Here is a 17,200-nt window from a genome sequence, read left to right on the forward strand (position 1 = left end):
AGGTTTTGTTTTACTTCTGCACCAGTTTCATCAAAGCGTCTGCAATACGGTCAAGGCTGTCATCCACCGACAGGCTGCGGGCATTTTTGCCCATCTCAGCCAGCTTGCCGGGCTGTGCCAGCATGTCGGACACCGTGCTCACCAGCTTTTCGCCGGTCAGGTCTTTTTCCTCGATCACCACAGCGGCATCGGCCTTCTGCAGTTCCATGGCATTGAAGTACTGGTGGTTCTCAGCCACATTGGGGCTGGGGATGAGCACGGCTGCACGGCCAACAGCTTCCAGCTCGGCCAGCGTCAGCGCACCGGCGCGGCTGATGACAAGGTCTGCCGCAGCCAGCAGTTCCGGCATATTGTTGATGTATTCCTTCACCACAAGGCCGTCGCCTTCCGCGAAGTTCTTTTCCTTTTCCAGATCCTTGAACAGCTGCACACCGTACTGGCCGGTAGCGTGGAGATGCAGCACCGGCTTCTTCTCGTGCTGTTCCCATGCACACAGGTCGGCCACCACCTCGTTGACGCGGCGTGCGCCAAGGCTGCCGCCGAAGGAAAGGATCACCGTGCGGTCGCCCGCGCCCAGCTCAGCGCGGATGGCATCGCGGTCCTTTGCCTTGGTGAACACCTCCGGGCGCACCGGATTGCCCACCACGATGGTCTTATCAGGTGCGCCCAGCTTTTCCACAGCAGCAGGCACGGCGGCAAACACGAGATCCACATCCGGTGCCAGCAGCTTGTTGGTCACGCCGGGGAAGGCGTTCTGCTCATGAATGGCGGTGTGGATGCCCATTTTGGCGGCACAGCGCACCACCGGGCCGGACACATAGCCGCCGCAGCCGATCACAAGATCGGGTTTGACCTCCTTCATAATGGCCTTTGCCTTGGGGCCAGAGAGGGCCAGATTCCACAGCGTAACGATGTTGCGCTTGATGTTGTTCAGCGACAGCCTGCGCTGGAAACCGGTGATCTCGATATGGTGGAAGGGATAGCCCGCCTGTCCTACCAGACGGTACTCCATGCCCTCCTTGCGGCCGGCAAAGTGGATCTCGGCAGAAGGGTCTGCCTTTTTGATAGCACCTGCAATGGCAAGTGCCGGGTTGATATGGCCGGCAGTGCCGCCGGCAGCGATCAGAACTCGCATGACGATTCCTCCTCTATTATTAGTGCATCTGGGCAGGCCATCGGGGAGCTCCCCACTGGCCTGCGCCCTCAAAACAGTCGTTACAGTTCATTGCGCGCACGGCGGGCATCGTCCAGATTGATGGTACGGTCCTTCAGCTCCGCATCACGCTGAGCCTTTGCAGCCTGCCGCTGTGCGTGGGCCGCTGCCCTCTGCTGCGCCGCCCGCTCTCCGTTGCGCCCAATGTTCACCATCACGCCCATTTCTGCCAGCAGCAAGATCAGACTGGTGCCGCCGGACGAGAAAAACGGAAGGCTGATGCCGGTATTCGGGATGGTGTTGGTGACCACGGCGATGTTGCAGAACACCTGCCAAGCGATCTGCGCCATAATGCCAATTCCCACCATGGTGCAGAACTGGTTCTCGGCCTTATAGGCGATCATCAGGCCCTGCGCTATGAGCAGTATGAACAGCACGATGATGAGCACCGCACCGATGAAGCCCAACTCTTCGCACACCACACTGAAGATGAAGTCGTTGGTGCTTTCCGGCAGCCAGAGCTGCTTTTCCACGCTGTTGCCAAGGCCAAGGCCCTTCAGTCCACCGGAGCCGATGGCGTACAAGCTCTGCTTGGTCTGGTCGTTCAGCGCTTCCAGATCATCGGACCATGTGTTCAGGCGGTCCTGCAGATAGCCAATGGATTCCACCAGCGTCAGGGCCGGTTTCAGCAGCAGAGCCGCCGCTGCGGCCCCGCACCATGTCAATACACCGCCGCAGCCGGTCAGCATGAGGATGGTGCCCACGATGGCGGTGGTCAGCAGGATGCCGGACATGTGCGGCTCTAAAAACAGCAGCAACACCACCGGCACCAGCGGCAGCACCGGCACGATCAGCTGCCTTACGATGCGGATGAACAGCCAATCCTTTGGCTTGATTTTTTCTCTCAGCGACGGGCTGAACCGGCCGATCTGCGGCGCACTTGCCGCCAGATGGGACGAGAGCAGGATCATCTCAAACTTTGCCACCTCAGAGGTTTGCAGAGTCAGGCCGCCCAGACGGATCCAGCGGCGGCAGCCGTTCAGCGGTGCAAAGGTCAGCGTGACGGCCAGCATGGCCAGCACCACCCAGTACAGCGGCTTGCTCGCCCAGCGCAGGAAGCGGTGATCCACATAGCTCATGACTACCATACAGCCAATGCCAATGGCCATGCAGATAGCCTGCTGCTTGATGTAGTGCAGGCTGTCGCCCATGCGCAGGTAGCCGGTGGTGTAGCTTGCGCTGTACAGCATTACAAGGCCAAACACCATGATAATGGCCAGCGTTGCCAGCCAGTTGAGCAGCAGCCGGTTCCATGGTCCCGGGTCCCGCTGCAGCGGCGGCACCCATGCGCTTTCTTTTTGGTTTTTATGTTGTCTGCGGGTGGCTGCCATTGCCACGCCCCCTTATTTTCAGAATCAGGCGCTCAGGCCCAGCGTGCCAGACGCACGGCCAGCGCCAGCCCGCACACGCTCAGTGCGCACAGGCTGTAAAAAATATTCACTGCACTCATGCCGCGCTTTTCCAGCCAGCGGTGCAGCGGTGCCGCCGCAAACAGCGGCCTGCCCTTCCAGCGGCAGAACAGGACCTGCAGCAACACCATGCCGCCCTCCACCCAGAAGGGCAGTGCCAGCGGGATGCTCAGCTCTGCGTAGCCAATGCACAGCGGAATGCAGCCAATGGCTCCCGCTGCATACAAGCAGCCGCACCGGCCGGGGTGCAGCTTCGCCGGTGGAAAATCCCACAGCAGAAAGGCCATCAGTGCACCGGCCAGTGCCGCCGGGAATACTGCCAGCGGGAACCAGCCCAGCTGCGTTTCCAGCATCATCAGGCCCAGCATAGCTACAAAGGCCGCGCCGCACACCGTGCCGTCGGCACCGTCGGCCACGCGGGCCGCCTCGGCCATCGCCACCAGCAGCACAGCCCACAGCAGCGGTGCCAGCGCACATTCCACATAGCCTGCTCCCGGCAGGATCAGCCCTGTGGGCAAGCACCCGTTCAGTGCCAGCAGGCCCAGCACCAGCGCTGCAGCGATGCATTCCAGTGCAAGGCGCTGTGTGCGGCGCAGGCCAAGGCCCAAACCGTCCGGGTAGCGGCTGCGGATGCGGGCCAGATCATCGGCCAGCCCCACTGCGCCAAAGGCCAGCGACCCCAGCAGTGCAATGAGCAGGCGGGAGGTCATCTGCCGGTCGCTGCCAAGCAGGGAAGGCTGTGCAGCACATGCGGCCAGCCAGCCCACGCCCACAGCGGCAAGGGTGCCCACCATCAGGCACAGCCCGCCCATGGTAGGCACCGGGCTGTCCGGGGCATCGCTGTCCGGCTGTGTGCCGCGTGCCGCACGCTGCAGCTCCCGCAGAAGCGGCACCATCATATTGCCGAGCGCCGCAGTCAGCACAAAACCCAGCACCGACGCGACGACCAAGGCGAAACGAATCATTTTTCAATCTCCAAATTCATGCCAAAGGGTTATTCTTCGGCATCTTTCTGCTCTGCGTAGAAAATTTCCAGCACTTTTTCCAGCGCCATGCCGCGGCTTGCCTTCACCAGCAGGGCATCGCCCGGCTCTATCCGGTTCAGCAGAGCATCCGCTGCCTCGCGGTAGTTGTTGGCATGGAGGGTCTTGACCCCCTTGGCTGCAGCCACCACAGCCGTGCGCTTTGCGTTTTCGCCGTAGGTCACAAGGCAGTACAGATCACTCTCCGCAGCCAGACGGCCCAGCTCCTCGTGAGCTTCGCGGGACAGCTCGCCCAGCTCCAGCATATCGCCCAGCAGGGCAAAGCGGCGCTTGCAGGGGAATTCCTTGAACATGGCAAGCGCGGCCTTCATGCTGTCGGGGTTTGCATTGTAGCAATCCTCAATGACGGTAACGCCCTTGCTGTGCACCACCTTCTGGCGACGGCCGGTCTGCTCAAAATTGGAAAGCCCCTTGATGACACCGCGCGGGTCGCAGCCCAAGCGGGTGGCGGCGCAGTAGGCAGCCAGAGCGTTTGCCACATTGTGCTTGCCCATGGCCGGGATCTTGACCACAAAGGTGCCCTCTTCCTGATCTTCCAGCACAAAGCTCATGCCGTCCTCTTCCTGCCGGATGGACAGTGCACACACATCAGCGTTCTCATCTGCCAGACTGAACCATACCGGCTTCACGTGGGCGGGCAGCTTTGCGGCGCGCAGGAACTTATCATCATAGTTCAGCACCAGCGGTGCACCCTCCGGCAGGCCGTTGCAGATCTCCAGCTTTGCCTTGCAGATGTTCTCCTGACTACCCAGATTGCCGATGTGGGACACACCGATGCAGGTAATGATGCCCACATCCGGGCGTGCGGCCCGGGCCAGACGGTCGATCTCGCCCGCATGGCTCATGCCCATCTCGATCACGGCATACTCAGTGCTGCTTTCCAGCCGCATCAGGGTGCGGGGCATGCCCAGTTCATTGTTCTGGTTGCCCTCGGTCTTGATGGTCTCGCCAAAGCCTGCAAGGGCGGCGTAGGTCATCTGCTTGGTGGTGGTCTTGCCCACGCTGCCGGTCACACCCACCATCTTGGGGTGATACTGGCTGCGGTAGTTCGCACCCATCACCATCATGGCGTGGTAGCTGTCCGGGCAGAGGATGGCCTTTTCCGCAGGCACGCCCTCCACCGGGTGGTTCACCACCACATAAACAGCACCGTTCTCCAGTGCTTTGGCCGCAAAATCGTGGCCATCAAATTTTTCACCCGGGAACGCTACAAAAATGCAGCCGGGCCGCACCTCGCGGCTGTCGGTGGTCACCAGTTCCACCTGCACCTCTTCCCGGATGAAGTCTGCGGGCACCAGCCCTGCCAGAAGCTTGCTTGCAGAAATTTTTTCCATTGTTCATGTCCCCTCTCTTTTATCTTGTAAAACCCTCTCAGTCAATGCCTGCGGCATTGCCAGCTCCCCCGAAAGGGGAGCTCTTTTGCATCTTACGATAAAGTGCCGTTCTTCAGAAGATTCACTTTACCGTGCCCACTCATAAAGCTCGCCCTTCGGGAGAGCTGGCGCGCAAGCGCCTGAGAGGGTTCTTGTTACCCACAGGTAATGGTCACGACGGTGCCGCGCTGCACACTGGAACCGGGGTCTGCACTCTGGGCCTGCACGGTGCCGTTCGCATTGCCCTCCACCACACAGTTCAATCCGGCGGCAGACAGCATCTGGCGGGCAAAGTCCGCGCTCTTGCCGGTCACATCCGGCACATCGGTATGGCTGCCCTCATAGGTATCGGTATACAGGTACACGGTGGTGCCGTAGGCCACCTTTGCACCCGCGTGCGGATACTGGTAGGTGACAGCTGCTGCCGCCTGACTGGTGGTGCTTTCGGCCAGCTGATGCCTGAGGCCCTTGATGTTCAGCTGCACCTGCGCACTGCTCCACTCGGTGCCCACCAGATTCGGCACAGTGACCACAGTCTGGCTGCGATCCTCGCCGTCGGCGGCAATGCCAAGGTAGGGTGCGATCTCGCTGATGATGTTGCCCACAACGGGCGCTGCCAGCAGGGACGAGTAGTCCGTTCTGGCGTTGTTGGGGTCATCCAGCATCACATAGACGATGATCTCCGGGTCGTCGGCGGGCAGGACAGCGGCAAAGGATGCCACCTTCTTGTAGTCACCGTCGGCACGGCGATTCATGTTCAACTGTTCGGAAGTGCCGGACTTGCCGCCGATACGGTAGCCGGACACATAGGCATACTTGCCGCCGCCGGTACCGGCGCCCACCTCATATTCCATGATCTGGCGGATCACATTGCTGGTGCTCTCGCTGATGACCTGACGGCGCACATTGGCACCGATCTCCTCGATCACGTTGCCATTTGCATCGGTGATCTTATCCACCACATGGGGCGTGACCAGATAGCCGCCGTTGACGGCTGCGGCCACAGCGGTGCACATCTGCAGCGGGGTGATGGCCATTGCCTGACCAAAGGCCGAGGAAGCCAGCTGCACTTCGCCCAGCTGGTTGGCCTTATAATACTGCATGAAGCCCGTCTCACTGGGCAGGTCCACGCCGGTGCGGCTGGTAAAGCCAAAGGCATCGAAGTAGTTATAGAAGGTCTGGGAGCCAACGCGCTGGCCCAGCTGGATATAGTAGATATTGCAGCTCTGGCGCAGTGCTTCGGCCAGTGTGATGGTGCCGTGGGCTTTGTGGCCTGCGCAGTGGTAGGTCTCCTTTGCCACGCCGTAAGCACCGGCGCAGGTAAAGGTGGTGTTGATGTTTGCAAGTCCGGAGTCCACGCCCATGGCCGAGGTGATCACCTTGAACACACTGCCGGGGTAGTACAACTCGGTGATGGCCTTGTTTTTCCACTGGATATCGCGGAAGTAGCCGGAGTAATCGCCCTCCTCGTCCAGAATGCGGTTGCCGTTTGCGTCCTTCAGCTCGTTGCCGTTCTCATCCTTTTTGTAGATGCCGTACAGCTCCGGCTCAGCGCGCACCAGCTCGTTGAGGTAATCCAGATTTGCGCTGTAGTCCAGCGGGTCGTTGGGGTCAAAATCCGGCTTGGAAGCCATGGCAAGGATGGCACCGGTCTTGACGTTCATCACGATGGCGCAGCCGCGGTTCTCCACCGTGTTGGCTGCAATGGCTTCGTTCAGATACCGTTCCACGATCTCCTGCACATTCACATCCAGCGAAAGCACCAGATTGGAGCCATCCTTGGCTGCAAAGGTGGTGGCATTTTCGTCCGCAATGGCGTTGCCGTAGGCATTGCGCTGGGTAATGGTGCGGCCATCCACACCGGCCAGCGTGGACTGATAGGATTTTTCCAGACCGTAAGTACCAATGCCGTCCGCGTCGGTAAAGCCCAGCACTGCCGCTGCAAACGCTCCGTAGGGGTAATTGCGCTGGAAGCTCTTCTCGCTGCCGACCGAGATGTTGCCCTTGCGGGAGGTCTCAGTGGCACGCTTGTGTGCCTTGTTGAACTGGGAAACGTAGGATTCGATGGACAGCTTGACAGCGTTGTTCACCTTGGTGGCCAGCACCTGATACTTGGTGTCCATCTTGGAAAGTGCATCGTAAACCTTCTGGTACTGGGTCTGGTACGCTTCCGAGGAAGTGTCCACCGCGTCCAGACTTTCACCGTCGCCGGAAAGCAGGCGCAGGGTCAGTTCCCGGCTGACCTCGGCGCACATGGCCGTGTCCAGCGTGCGCACCGTCTCCTCATCCTTGCCGGTGGTGGTATATAAGATTTTGCTGTTGTCCGGGTCGGCCCAGATGGTCCACACCACGCTGGTGGAGGCCAGCGTGATACCGGAGGTATCGTAGATCTCGCCGCGGGTGGCCTTGATGGTGGTATCCAGCAGCTGCTGCTTTGCGGCCAGCTGGCGGTAGGTGTCACCGTTTTTGATCTGGATATCATACAGGCTGTAGGTCACACGGGCCGCAGCAAGGCCCATGACCACAAGGGCCAGACCGCCGCAGATCAGACTGGTTCTGGGGTTCATGCGGGCACCGGTGCTGGTTTCCGGCCAGGGGCCTTTTATTTTTTTGATGAATTTTCGGAAGAATTTCGACATGGTATGCTCCTGCGGCAGCGGGCATTTGCTGCCTTCTGCCGCGCTTTTGTCAAATTTGGAACTGCCCTGCAAACAGGGTGTATAAACCGAAAAAGCGTGCGCTGCCGCACGCTTTCCCATATTTGGTTCACTTTACAGTGCCAAGAATGTTCACGGCACCGTTGTAGATAAAGTCGGTCCACTGCCGCACAGCGGACTGGGTGCGCTCCAGCGTGTCGCTCTCGCCCAAACGGATGTAGGTGATCTGGCTCTGATCAATTTTCATCAGGCCCAGCCTGCCGGCCGTCTCTTCCACGCTGGTGATGTTGGTCTTGCTGTTCAGGGTGCTGTTATAGTAAGTATACTGGCTCTGCTCACTGACCAGCTGAGCCTTTGCGTCCTGAATCTGGTCGTTCAGCTCCACCAGCTTGGACTCGCTCCACAGCAGGCTGATGGCAAACCCCACCAGCAGTGCTGCTGCTACCAGATGCATGGCGTTGTGCACCGCTGCCTGCAGCGGCGAAAGCCGACGCTTGCCGCCCTTTGCTACCCGCAGATCTGCCTTGCGCTGTGTCTGCGGGGCTTTTCTGCGGCGTACCGCGTTATAATCATATGCTGCCTGACCCATGGTTTGCTCTCCTCCTCACACAACGGCTTCTGCCGTTCAGCATTTTTCCAAAACTCTCAGGTGGGCGGACCGGCTGCGCCGGTTCTCTTCCAATTCCTGACTGTTTGCTTCAATGGGTTTGCGGGTGATCAGCTTCGCTTTGGCTTTGCCGCCGCATACGCACACCGGAAACTCCGGCGGGCAGGTGCACGCGGTGGACCAGCGGCGAAATTTGTTCTTCACCAGCCGGTCCTCCAGCGAGTGGAAGGTGATCACGCACAGCCGGCCGCCCGGTGCAAGGTGATCAAAAATGGTATCCAAGCCTTCTTCCAGCGCATCCAGTTCATGGTTCACTGCAATGCGCAGCGCCTGAAAGGTGCGGCGGGAAGGGTTCTTGTTTTTGCGGCGTTCCGCCGGGGGCATGGCGCTGGCCACGATGTCTGCCAGCTGCAGGGTCGTTTCGATGGGAGAATTCTCCCTTGCCTCCACGATCCTGCCCGCGATCTGCCATGCGAAAGGTTCTTCGCCGTAATCCCGCAGAATGCGTGCCAGCTCTTCGCGGCTCTCGGTGTTCACAAGGTCCGCTGCCGTTTCGCCCTGCTGGCTCATCCGCATGTCCAGCGGTGCATCCGCACGGTAGGAAAAGCCGCGGGCCGCATCGTCCAGCTGATGGCTGGAAACGCCCAGATCCAGCAGCGCGCCGTTGACCTTGTCGATGCCAAGGCTTTCCAGAGCTTGTCCGGCATAGCGGAAGTTGATCTGCACCACCGTGGCAGGCAGGCCCGCAAGGCGGGCACGCGCGGTCTGCACCGCGTCCGGGTCCTGATCCAGCGAGATCAGCCTGCCGCCCTTTTCTGCATCCAGCCGCAAGGCGATCTGGCGGGAATGTCCCGCGCCGCCTGCAGTGCCGTCAAGGTAGGTGCCGGCCGGATCAATGGCAAGCCCCTCCAGACACTCGTTCAGCAGAACGGGGATATGCTCAAACGAGGCCGGGTCAAAGGCTGCTTGTGTTTCAAGTTCCATCGCTGCGGCCTCCTTTCTCAGTTCATAAGCTTTCCGTGTTCCGGGCACTGTGCACACAGCGCACACTTTTACCCGATAACACAGTTTTATTTTAACAAATCAGGCCCCTGATTGCAAGGGTTTGTGCTCCCGTTTTTGCCGCAAAATGCAACAAAAAAAGTCCCTGTCGGCCGTCATTTCTGCCTGCAGGAACTTTGGTTTTTGCCGTATGTGTAATTTGTGTGTGAAAAAGGCTGTCTTCAGCCGTTTTTCTTGGCGTTCTGGCGCAGATTTGCGCGCACATTCTTTACCTGTGCCGCATTTTCCACCATTGTTTCCTCGGTGTTCTTGAGCATGTTGTCGCAATAGTCGGTCACGGTCTGGCGCAGGGTGCGGGCCTCGTTCTGGGCTGCAGTGGTGATTTCCCCGGCGCGCTGCTGTGCAGCCTTCACGATCTCGGCTTCGCTCACCAGAATGCGCGCCCGCTCCTCAGCCTTTTTCACAATGGCCTGCGCCTGTGCGTTGGCCGTCTCCACGATCTGAGCGCGGTCGTTCACGATCTGCTGGGCCTGCCGCAGCTCGCCGGGCAGGTTTGCGCGGATCTCGTCCAGATAATCCCGGATCTGCTCCACATCCACGATCTTTTTGCCGCCGGAAAGGGGCACATTGGCCCCTTCCTCCAGAGCATCCTCAATGGTATCCAAAAGTTCGTTCACGTTCATAGTGCTTCTCCCTTCGGTTCGTTCTCGGCAGGGTCTGTGTTCTGCATGGGCTTTGTGTATTTCCACAGCAGCACCCTGCCGTACTTGTACTGTTTTTTCAGGGTCAGGCCACCAGCCTCGGCCGGCAGCACGATGCCGGTCTCGCTCTCGCACAGCACGATGCCGCCGGGCGCGGTGCATTTATCCACCGCAGGCAGGATCTTTTCCAGTGTACCATTGCGGAAGGGCGGGTCCAGCAGTACGATGTCGAACTGCTCGCGGCAGGCGGAAAGATACCGCGCAGCCTCGCCGATATTGACGCGGCTGCGGTCGAACACGCCGCAGGCCTTGCAGTTGCGCATGATGATGTTCACCGCCTCGCGGTTCTCGTCCAGAAACACGCAGCGCGCCGCGCCGCGGCTCAGTGCTTCAATGCCAAGCTGGCCGCTGCCCGCATACAGGTCCAGCACCCGTGCGCCGGGCAGGTCGAACTGGACGATGCTGAACATCGCCTCCTTTACCTGCGAAAGGGTGGGCCGGGTCACGTCGGTCCCCGGCAGGGCCTCCAGACTGCGGCCCCGGGCTTCTCCTGCGATCACGCGCATGTTCTCTTTCCTCCTCCTTGCAGCCGGAAGATGTGGCTGCAAACACGTTTTTTGTATCACTTTATTATCACCCAACTGCATATTCTTGTCAAGGGCCGCGCGTTGCGCCGTCTGGCGGTTTGTGCTACAATAAAACCGGCAGCGCCGGGCTTTTGCGGCGCATTCTGGCATAAAAGGAGAGTATTCCCATGAAAGTTCTGCTCATCAACGGCAGCCCGCACGAAAAAGGCTGCACCTATACCGCCCTTTCGCTCATTGCAAAGGAACTGAACGATGCCGGTGTGGACACCGAGATCCTGCATGTCGGCGGCAAACCCGTGGGCGGCTGCATCGGCTGCGGCGGCTGTGCCGCAGGCAACGGCTGCGTGTTTGGCGGCGTGGTCAACGAGGCCATCGAGAAGGCCAAAACTGCCGATGGCTTCGTGTTCGGCAGCCCGGTGCACTATGCATCCGCATCCGGCAACATGACCAGCTTCATGGACCGCCTTGCCTACGCGGGCGGCAGATATCTGGCCTACAAGCCCGCCGCCATCTGCTGCTCGGCACGCCGCGCCGGCACCACCACCACGCTGGACCAGCTGGTAAAGTACCCGCAGTTCTTCCACATGCCGCTGGTGAACGGCTCCTACTGGGCCATGGTGCACGGCTCCAATGCCGAGCAGGTGCTGCAGGATGCCGAGGGCTGCGCTGTAATGCAGGAGCTGGGCCGCAACATGGCATGGCTGCTGCACTGCATCGAAGCAGGCAGGGCCGCAGGCTTTGAACACCCGCAGAACCCCAAGCGCCCCATGACCAATTTTATCCGCTGATCGGAAAATCAATTTCTGATCCAGAGGCTCAGAACAGTCCGCAAGCTGCTCTGAGCCTCTTTTTCTTTGCAGTCCACGCCATTTCGTGCCAAAAACAGCAAAAAACCTTTTTCAAAGCGCCTTCCGCTTCTTTTTTCGTTCATAAGTTTGTGTTACTATAAGATGTAAAGTGATTTTAGCAGGATGGAGACCCTTGTATGGAACACTACGATTGGAACGAAGGCTGGCTGTTCACGCCCCGGTTCGACCCGGCACTGGTGCGGCCGGAGTGCGGACTGGAACTGGAACCGGTGCGCATCCCCCACACTGTGCGGGTGCTGCCCTACAATTACTGCAACGAAAATGAATACCAGTACCTGTGCGGCTACCGGCGGGAGTTTTTTGCACCCAGAGAGTGGGCAGGCCGCACTGTTCTGCTCACCTTTGGTGCCGTTGCCCATGACGCGACCGTGTTCTGCAACGGGCGGCGGCTGTTCCACCACGCCTGCGGCTACACCGCCTTCACGGTAGATCTGACCAGCGCTTTGCATCTGGGTCAGAAAAACGTGGTGGCTGTGCGCTGCGACAGCCGCGAGGATCTGAACATTCCTCCCTTTGGCGGGCAGATCGATCACCTGACCTACGGCGGCATCTACCGTGCCGTCAGTCTGGACATCAAGGAGCCCGCTTACCTGCGGGATGTGTTCATCGAGGCAAAGGCCGAGGGCGATTTCCGCATCTATACCTCCACCGTGGGTGAGACGGTGGGCTGCACACTGCAGGCCGAGATCCGCAGCCCTTCCGGCAGCCGCGCCGCCTACAGCGGCGAGCTTTCCCTGCCCATCACCGGCGTGCTGAACGGTGTGCACCCGTGGAGCATCGAGCATCCCACCCTGTACACCCTCACCGTACAGCTGATCCGCCCCGGCTCTGCCGGTCTGCCGGACCGTGTGCTGGACGAAAAGACCATCCGCTTCGGCTTCCGCACCGTGCAGTTCGTGGCAGGCGGGCTGTACCTGAACGGTCAACGCGTGGAGCTGCGGGGCCTGAACCGCCACCAGAGCTACGCCTATCAGGGCTATGCCATGCCGGACAGCATCCAGCGGCTGGATGCTCAGATCCTGAAAAAAGACCTTGGCTGCAACGCAGTGCGCACCAGCCATTCCCCCCAGAGCCCGGCGTTTCTGGATGCCTGCGATGAGCTGGGCCTGTTGGTGTTCACCGAGATGCCCGGCTGGCGGTACATCGGCGACGAGAGCTGGAAGGCGCAGGCCTTGCAGAACTGCCGCGAAATGGTATGCCAGTGCCGCAACCACCCCAGCATCTTTTTGTGGGGTGCCCGTGTGAACGGCAGCGCCGACGACGAAGCGTTTTATAAGCGCACCAACGAGGCCATCCACCGGCTGGACCCCACCCGCCCCACGGCAGGCGCGCGGAACCACCGCAAGAGCCAGCTGCTGGAGGATGTTTACGCCTACAACGATTACTCTTACCGTGGGCGCGGTGCCGCCTGTGAAGCCCGCGCCGCGGTGACTTCCGATCCCCGCAAGGGCTACCTCATCAGCGAGTTCGGCGGGCAGCAGCTGCCCACCAAGCCCTTTGACGACGAGACCCACCGGCTGGTGCAGGCTCTGCGCTATGCCGCCGGGATCAACGATTCCATTGCGCAGCAGGGTGTGGCCGGCAGCTTTGGCTGGTGCATGGCCGATTACAACACCCACCGGGAATTTGGCAGCGGCGACCGCATCTGCTACCACGGTGTGATGGATATGTTCCGCAACCCGAAGCTTTCGGCGGCGGTATATGCAAGCCAGAAAACGCCGCGTTCCCCCTCGGACATCGTGCTGAAAGTCTCTTCCGGCATGGCACTGGGCGACCTGCCCGGCGGCGTTCCCACAGCCTGCTGGGTGTTCACCAACGCCGAAAGCGTGCGGCTGTACCGCGGCAACGACTACATTGCCGAGTTCACGCCTGACCGGCACGGCCGTTTTGCCGCCATGACGCATCCGCCCATTGAGATCAACGATTTTGTGGGTTCTTTGTTGGAAAAGTACGAGGGCATGGACCAGGCCTCCGCCCAGATGACAGCCGCTATCCTGAACGAGATGCGCCGGGATGCCATGGAGCTTTCGCCGCTTTCCAAGGCGCGGATGCTTTCGCTGCGGCTGAGCTGGAACGAGGTAGCCCGCATGTATTACAAATACATCGGCGTGCTGGGCACACCGTGCGCAGCCTACCGTTTTGAAGCCGTGTGGCATGGCCGCGCCGTGCGCACCGTGGTGCGGGAACCGGTGCAGAGCGTCCGGCTGGAATGCACCGTGCACAACCCCATCCTCACCGACGGCCCCACCTGGGACTGTGCCGCTGTCAGCCTGCGCGCCATCGACCAGAACGGCAGCCTGCTGCCCTACTGCGGCGAAGCCGTTCAGCTGAGCGTGGACGGCCCGCTGAAGATCATTGGTCCCAGCGTGGTGCCGCTGCGCGGCGGCATGGCGGGCACCTACCTTGCCACCACCGGCGAAGCGGGCCGTGCCGTGCTGCACTGCCGCATGGAAGGTGCGCTGGATACCGATGCCGTGGTGACCATCCGTTGCCGGGAAGCTTAATTTTCGTCCCTTCATGATAGATTTGCACTCTGTTCAAAATTTCATCATGGTTGACTGGTATCCTAAGAATTGTAAAATAACGGCGGGCACGCCCGCTTTGATTCCAAAACAAAGGATGCAGGAGTTATGAGAGAAAAATTCCGTCAGTTTATGATCGGCCGCTACGGTACCGATGGCCTGAACCAGTTTTTGAGCATCGCGTCCATCGTGCTGCTGCTGATCTCGCTGCTCACCCGCTTCAGCCTGTTCACATGGCTGGGTCTGGTGCTGCTGGTGTTGTGCTACTACCGCTCGCTCAGCCGCAACATTTCCAAGCGCACGGAGGAGAACTACCAGTACTATGCCCTGAAGGACCGCGTAGACCGTAAGTTCCGCGGTCTGAAGGATCAGTGGGCCAACCGCAAGCTCTACCACTACTACCGCTGCCCCAAGTGCCGCCAGAAGCTGCGTGTGCCCCGTGGCCGCGGCCGCATCCAGATCTCCTGCCCGCGCTGCGGCACCCAGTTCATCAAAAAGAGCTGAGCGGCCATGTTTGGTTATGTTGTGCCCAATCAGGCCGCGCTTTCGGACGAAGCACAAAAGCGATACCGCACCGCCTACTGCGGGCTGTGCCGCCGCATCGACGCACTGCACGGCCTGCGGGGCCGCTTTACGCTGAGCTATGACCTCACCTTCCTGAACCTGCTGCTGTGCAGCCTGTACGAGGGCGAGACCGAAGCTTCTTCCGGCCACGACCGGTGCCCCATCCACCCCTTGGGCGGTGTGGAATGGCGGGCGGCCTCCCCCACCGATTACTGTGCAGATCTGAGCGTAGCCTTGCACTACTACAACGCCGAGGATAAGTGGAAGGACGACCGCAGCCTGCTGGGCCTTGGATATGAAAAGCTGCTTACCGGCTGTAAGCAGGCTGCTGAGAGCCGCTGGCCCCGTCAGTGCAGCGCCATCCGCACCTGTCTGGACAGGCTGGCAGAATATGAAGCTGCCGGGAGCGAAGATCTGGATGCCGTGTCCGGCTGCTTTGGCGAGCTGATGGCAGAGCTGTTCGACTACCGGCAGGATCACTGGTCACCGGAGCTGCGCAGCATCGGCTTCCATCTGGGCAAGTTCATCTACCTGCTGGATGCCTATGACGATCTGGAGCACGACCAGCGCAAGGGGGTCTACAATCCGCTGAAAGCACTCAGTCAGCAGCCCGGCTATGAGGAAGAGATGAAAGAGATCTTTGAGCTGCTGCTGGCGCAGTGTGCCCAGAGCTTTGAACGCCTGCCCTGCGTGGAGGACGCAGACCTGCTGCGCAACATCCTTTACTCCGGCGTATGGCTCAAATACAACTGCAAAACAGCCAAGCAGGCCCGCAGCCGTGGCTGAATGGCGGCTTTGTCTTGATTTTTCCACGGCAATACGGTAGACTATAAACATTGCGCGGCACTGTGGCTGCGCGAAATGAGACGTGAGGAAGTATATCCATGAGAGACCCCTATGAGGTGCTGGGCGTTTCGCGCGGCGCAAGCGATGACGAGATCAAAAAAGCATACCGCGCCAAGTGCAAGCGCTGGCACCCGGACCTGAACCCCAACGATCCTACCGCCGAGGAGCACTTCAAGGAAGTGCAGGCGGCTTACGATGCCATTACCAAGGGCGAGACCGGCCCCCAGATGGGCGGAAATCCCTACGGCAGCTACCAACAACAGGGTTACGGCCAGCAGAACTACCAGCAGCAGGGTTATCAGAACGGTTACGGCGGTTTTGACGGATTCGATGGCTTTGACCCGTTCGGTTTCGGGTTTGGCTTTGGCGGCTACCAGCAGGGTTACGGCCAGCAGGGCGCAAGCTATTCCGGCTCCGACAGCCCGGAGATGCAGGCCGCCCGCAACTTTGTGGCCAATGGCCGCTATGCGGAGGCCCGCCGCGTGCTGGACGGCATGACCGGCCGCAATGCCCGGTGGTATTATCTGTCCTCCCTCGCAAATCAGGGCTTGGGCAACCGCATCGATGCGCTGCAGGATGCCCGCCGTGCCGTGCAGCTGGACCCGGGCAACACCGAGTACCAGATGCACCTGCGCCGGATGCAGAACCCCGGCCAGACCTACCGCACCACACAGGCCACCTACACCAGCCCCGGCGGCCTGATGCAGTGGTGCTGGAGCATGATCCTGCTGAACCTGCTTTGCAACTGCTGCTGCGGCGGCTGGGGCTTCCATTTCCGCATGTGATCCCGTTTTTCTCATAAGATACAGCAAGACCCCGCACCTTCTGGTGCGGGGTCTTGTTTTTGCTTTACGACATCACTTTACGGTGATGTTGCGGCTGATCTTGCTGCAGGAGTAATTGCCGCCGATCTCTGCCGTCTGCACATAGGTGCCCGGCTCTGTGGGCAGCTCGCTGGTGGCATCACTGCCCCAGCCGGACTTCTTGTAGCTGTAGCGGATCTTATCGGTGGGCACTACCTGACCATCCACTTCCAGCACAGCCGCTTCATTGAAGCTCTGCAGCTCTTCGGCGGTCATGGGCTTTTCGGCCTGCTGTGCCCAGTACATGCGCACGCCGTTTGTCTTGGGCTTGATCTTGAACATGGCAAAGCCTGCGGTGTTCATATCGCTGCTTTCCAGCGCCAGTGCACCGGCCACATAGTTGCCGGCATCCACCGGCTGCTCGTCCAGATAAATGCGGCTGAACGCGCCCTCCGGCAGATACTTGCGGATTAGGTTCAGCGCAAGGCGCAGGCCGTTGGACACCTGATCGATGGTAGGCACATAGAAGTGCAGTACATCCATCACCGAGACGGCCTCATCGGCCACCCGCAGCAGCACGCTGACATCGTTGCCGTCGATCAGCTGCTTGAGGTAGCTGTACACATTGAACTCCTCTGCCTGATCCGGTGTCTTGGACATCTTCTTGGGCAGCGGGATCATCTTGAGCAGCGTGCGGATCTTATCCGACAGCACCAGCGTCACATAGCCATTCGCTTCGCCGCCAACGCCCACCACAACACCGATATACTGGGTATCGGCAGGGTTGGTCTGCACCTCCAGCTTGTAGTTGGAGCCATAAACAAGGTCGCCCGTGGCTTTGAGCCGGATGGAAACCATATCATTCTGCTGCTCCAGCGCTGCATTTTCCTGCGGCAGAGCTGCTGCGGCAAACACCGGCGTTGCTGCCGCGCTGAGCATGAACACTGCTGCCAGTGCAAGAGCTATCAATCGTTTGGCCTTCATTGCTTAAGACCTCCTTATTC

At 60.1% G+C, this 17,200-nt stretch carries 15 protein-coding genes; 5 read left to right on the forward strand and 10 right to left on the reverse strand.

Annotated features, from left to right (window positions below):
• Positions 1-10: 10 nt before the first annotated feature.
• The 9 genes from murG to rsmD all read right to left on the reverse strand — a co-directional run bounded on the left by murG (position 11) and on the right by rsmD (position 10,571).
• The gene (gene murG / locus GKG36_RS10955; protein ID WP_097774340.1) at positions 11-1,135 is read right to left on the reverse strand and encodes an undecaprenyldiphospho-muramoylpentapeptide beta-N-acetylglucosaminyltransferase; all 1,125 of its coding nucleotides are present in this window, start codon (positions 1,133-1,135) and stop codon (positions 11-13) included.
• A gap of 80 nt (positions 1,136-1,215) precedes the next feature.
• A complete protein-coding gene (locus tag GKG36_RS10960) occupies positions 1,216-2,544 on the reverse strand; it encodes an FtsW/RodA/SpoVE family cell cycle protein (protein ID WP_120120852.1) in 1,329 nt (442 codons plus the stop codon).
• Positions 2,545-2,576: 32 nt separating this feature from the next.
• Positions 2,577-3,587 (reverse strand): glycosyl transferase family 4, encoded by a 1,011-nt coding sequence (locus GKG36_RS10965; RefSeq protein ID WP_154260698.1) that lies wholly within the window; start codon positions 3,585-3,587, stop codon positions 2,577-2,579.
• A gap of 29 nt (positions 3,588-3,616) precedes the next feature.
• A complete protein-coding gene (gene murF / locus GKG36_RS10970; protein WP_118528655.1) occupies positions 3,617-4,999 on the reverse strand; it encodes a UDP-N-acetylmuramoyl-tripeptide--D-alanyl-D-alanine ligase in 1,383 nt (460 codons plus the stop codon).
• A 194-nt stretch (positions 5,000-5,193) separates the two neighbouring features.
• Positions 5,194-7,677, reverse strand: coding sequence for a penicillin-binding protein 2 (locus GKG36_RS10975; protein WP_154260700.1), 2,484 nt, complete (start codon positions 7,675-7,677; stop codon positions 5,194-5,196).
• 127 nt (positions 7,678-7,804) lie between these two features.
• On the reverse strand, positions 7,805-8,284 hold the full coding sequence (locus GKG36_RS10980) for a hypothetical protein (RefSeq protein WP_005944079.1): 480 nt from the start codon (positions 8,282-8,284) through the stop codon (positions 7,805-7,807).
• 36 nt (positions 8,285-8,320) lie between these two features.
• Entirely contained in the window at positions 8,321-9,286 is a 966-nt protein-coding gene (gene rsmH / locus GKG36_RS10985; protein ID WP_097777433.1) for a 16S rRNA (cytosine(1402)-N(4))-methyltransferase RsmH, read from the reverse strand.
• A 239-nt stretch (positions 9,287-9,525) separates the two neighbouring features.
• The gene (locus GKG36_RS10990) at positions 9,526-9,987 is read right to left on the reverse strand and encodes a hypothetical protein (protein WP_005944071.1); all 462 of its coding nucleotides are present in this window, start codon (positions 9,985-9,987) and stop codon (positions 9,526-9,528) included.
• Complete coding sequence (rsmD, locus tag GKG36_RS10995) at positions 9,984-10,571, reverse strand: 16S rRNA (guanine(966)-N(2))-methyltransferase RsmD (protein WP_044953972.1); 588 nt, start codon at positions 10,569-10,571, stop codon at positions 9,984-9,986. The genes GKG36_RS10990 and rsmD overlap by 4 nt, the downstream gene beginning before the upstream one ends.
• A 188-nt stretch (positions 10,572-10,759) precedes the next feature.
• Here rsmD and GKG36_RS11000 point away from each other — a divergent pair, with 188 nt between their 5' ends.
• The 5 genes from GKG36_RS11000 to GKG36_RS11020 all read left to right on the forward strand — a co-directional run bounded on the left by GKG36_RS11000 (position 10,760) and on the right by GKG36_RS11020 (position 16,178).
• Positions 10,760-11,380, forward strand: a complete 621-nt coding sequence (locus tag GKG36_RS11000; protein WP_005944067.1) for a flavodoxin family protein — start codon at positions 10,760-10,762, stop codon at positions 11,378-11,380.
• A 197-nt stretch (positions 11,381-11,577) separates the two neighbouring features.
• Positions 11,578-13,965: a glycoside hydrolase family 2 TIM barrel-domain containing protein gene (locus GKG36_RS11005; RefSeq protein WP_154260702.1), complete on the forward strand. Its 2,388-nt coding sequence runs from the start codon at positions 11,578-11,580 to the stop codon at positions 13,963-13,965.
• 126 nt (positions 13,966-14,091) lie between these two features.
• Positions 14,092-14,487 (forward strand): hypothetical protein, encoded by a 396-nt coding sequence (locus tag GKG36_RS11010; RefSeq protein WP_005944061.1) that lies wholly within the window; start codon positions 14,092-14,094, stop codon positions 14,485-14,487.
• Between the two features lie 6 nt (positions 14,488-14,493).
• Complete coding sequence (locus tag GKG36_RS11015; RefSeq protein ID WP_154260704.1) at positions 14,494-15,333, forward strand: DUF5685 family protein; 840 nt, start codon at positions 14,494-14,496, stop codon at positions 15,331-15,333.
• A gap of 98 nt (positions 15,334-15,431) precedes the next feature.
• Positions 15,432-16,178 (forward strand): J domain-containing protein, encoded by a 747-nt coding sequence (locus GKG36_RS11020; protein WP_154255515.1) that lies wholly within the window; start codon positions 15,432-15,434, stop codon positions 16,176-16,178.
• Between the two features lie 72 nt (positions 16,179-16,250).
• Here GKG36_RS11020 and GKG36_RS11025 read toward each other — a convergent pair whose 3' ends face one another.
• Positions 16,251-17,180 (reverse strand): hypothetical protein, encoded by a 930-nt coding sequence (locus GKG36_RS11025; protein ID WP_154255516.1) that lies wholly within the window; start codon positions 17,178-17,180, stop codon positions 16,251-16,253.
• Positions 17,181-17,200 lie beyond the last annotated feature (20 nt).

Source organism: Faecalibacterium sp. BIOML-A1, from assembly GCF_009679715.1.
GTDB classification, from domain to species: Bacteria; Bacillota; Clostridia; order Oscillospirales; family Ruminococcaceae; genus Faecalibacterium; species Faecalibacterium taiwanense.

What these genes read in the sequence shown, in the direction of transcription:
- murF (WP_118528655.1), bottom strand. Translation starts at nt 4,999, where the DNA reads ATGGAAAAAATTTCTGCAAGCAAGCTTCTGGCAGGGCTGGTGCCCGCA.
- rsmH (WP_097777433.1), bottom strand. Translation starts at nt 9,286, where the DNA reads ATGGAACTTGAAACACAAGCAGCCTTTGACCCGGCCTCGTTTGAGCAT.
- GKG36_RS11020 (WP_154255515.1), top strand. Translation starts at nt 15,432, where the DNA reads ATGAGAGACCCCTATGAGGTGCTGGGCGTTTCGCGCGGCGCAAGCGAT.
- GKG36_RS10990 (WP_005944071.1), bottom strand. Translation starts at nt 9,987, where the DNA reads ATGAACGTGAACGAACTTTTGGATACCATTGAGGATGCTCTGGAGGAA.
- GKG36_RS10965 (WP_154260698.1), bottom strand. Translation starts at nt 3,587, where the DNA reads ATGATTCGTTTCGCCTTGGTCGTCGCGTCGGTGCTGGGTTTTGTGCTG.
- murG (WP_097774340.1), bottom strand. Translation starts at nt 1,135, where the DNA reads ATGCGAGTTCTGATCGCTGCCGGCGGCACTGCCGGCCATATCAACCCG.
- GKG36_RS10980 (WP_005944079.1), bottom strand. Translation starts at nt 8,284, where the DNA reads ATGGGTCAGGCAGCATATGATTATAACGCGGTACGCCGCAGAAAAGCC.
- GKG36_RS11025 (WP_154255516.1), bottom strand. Translation starts at nt 17,180, where the DNA reads ATGAAGGCCAAACGATTGATAGCTCTTGCACTGGCAGCAGTGTTCATG.
- GKG36_RS10975 (WP_154260700.1), bottom strand. Translation starts at nt 7,677, where the DNA reads ATGTCGAAATTCTTCCGAAAATTCATCAAAAAAATAAAAGGCCCCTGG.
- GKG36_RS11015 (WP_154260704.1), top strand. Translation starts at nt 14,494, where the DNA reads ATGTTTGGTTATGTTGTGCCCAATCAGGCCGCGCTTTCGGACGAAGCA.
- GKG36_RS11000 (WP_005944067.1), top strand. Translation starts at nt 10,760, where the DNA reads ATGAAAGTTCTGCTCATCAACGGCAGCCCGCACGAAAAAGGCTGCACC.
- GKG36_RS11010 (WP_005944061.1), top strand. Translation starts at nt 14,092, where the DNA reads ATGAGAGAAAAATTCCGTCAGTTTATGATCGGCCGCTACGGTACCGAT.
- rsmD (WP_044953972.1), bottom strand. Translation starts at nt 10,571, where the DNA reads ATGCGCGTGATCGCAGGAGAAGCCCGGGGCCGCAGTCTGGAGGCCCTG.
- GKG36_RS10960 (WP_120120852.1), bottom strand. Translation starts at nt 2,544, where the DNA reads ATGGCAGCCACCCGCAGACAACATAAAAACCAAAAAGAAAGCGCATGG.
- GKG36_RS11005 (WP_154260702.1), top strand. Translation starts at nt 11,578, where the DNA reads ATGGAACACTACGATTGGAACGAAGGCTGGCTGTTCACGCCCCGGTTC.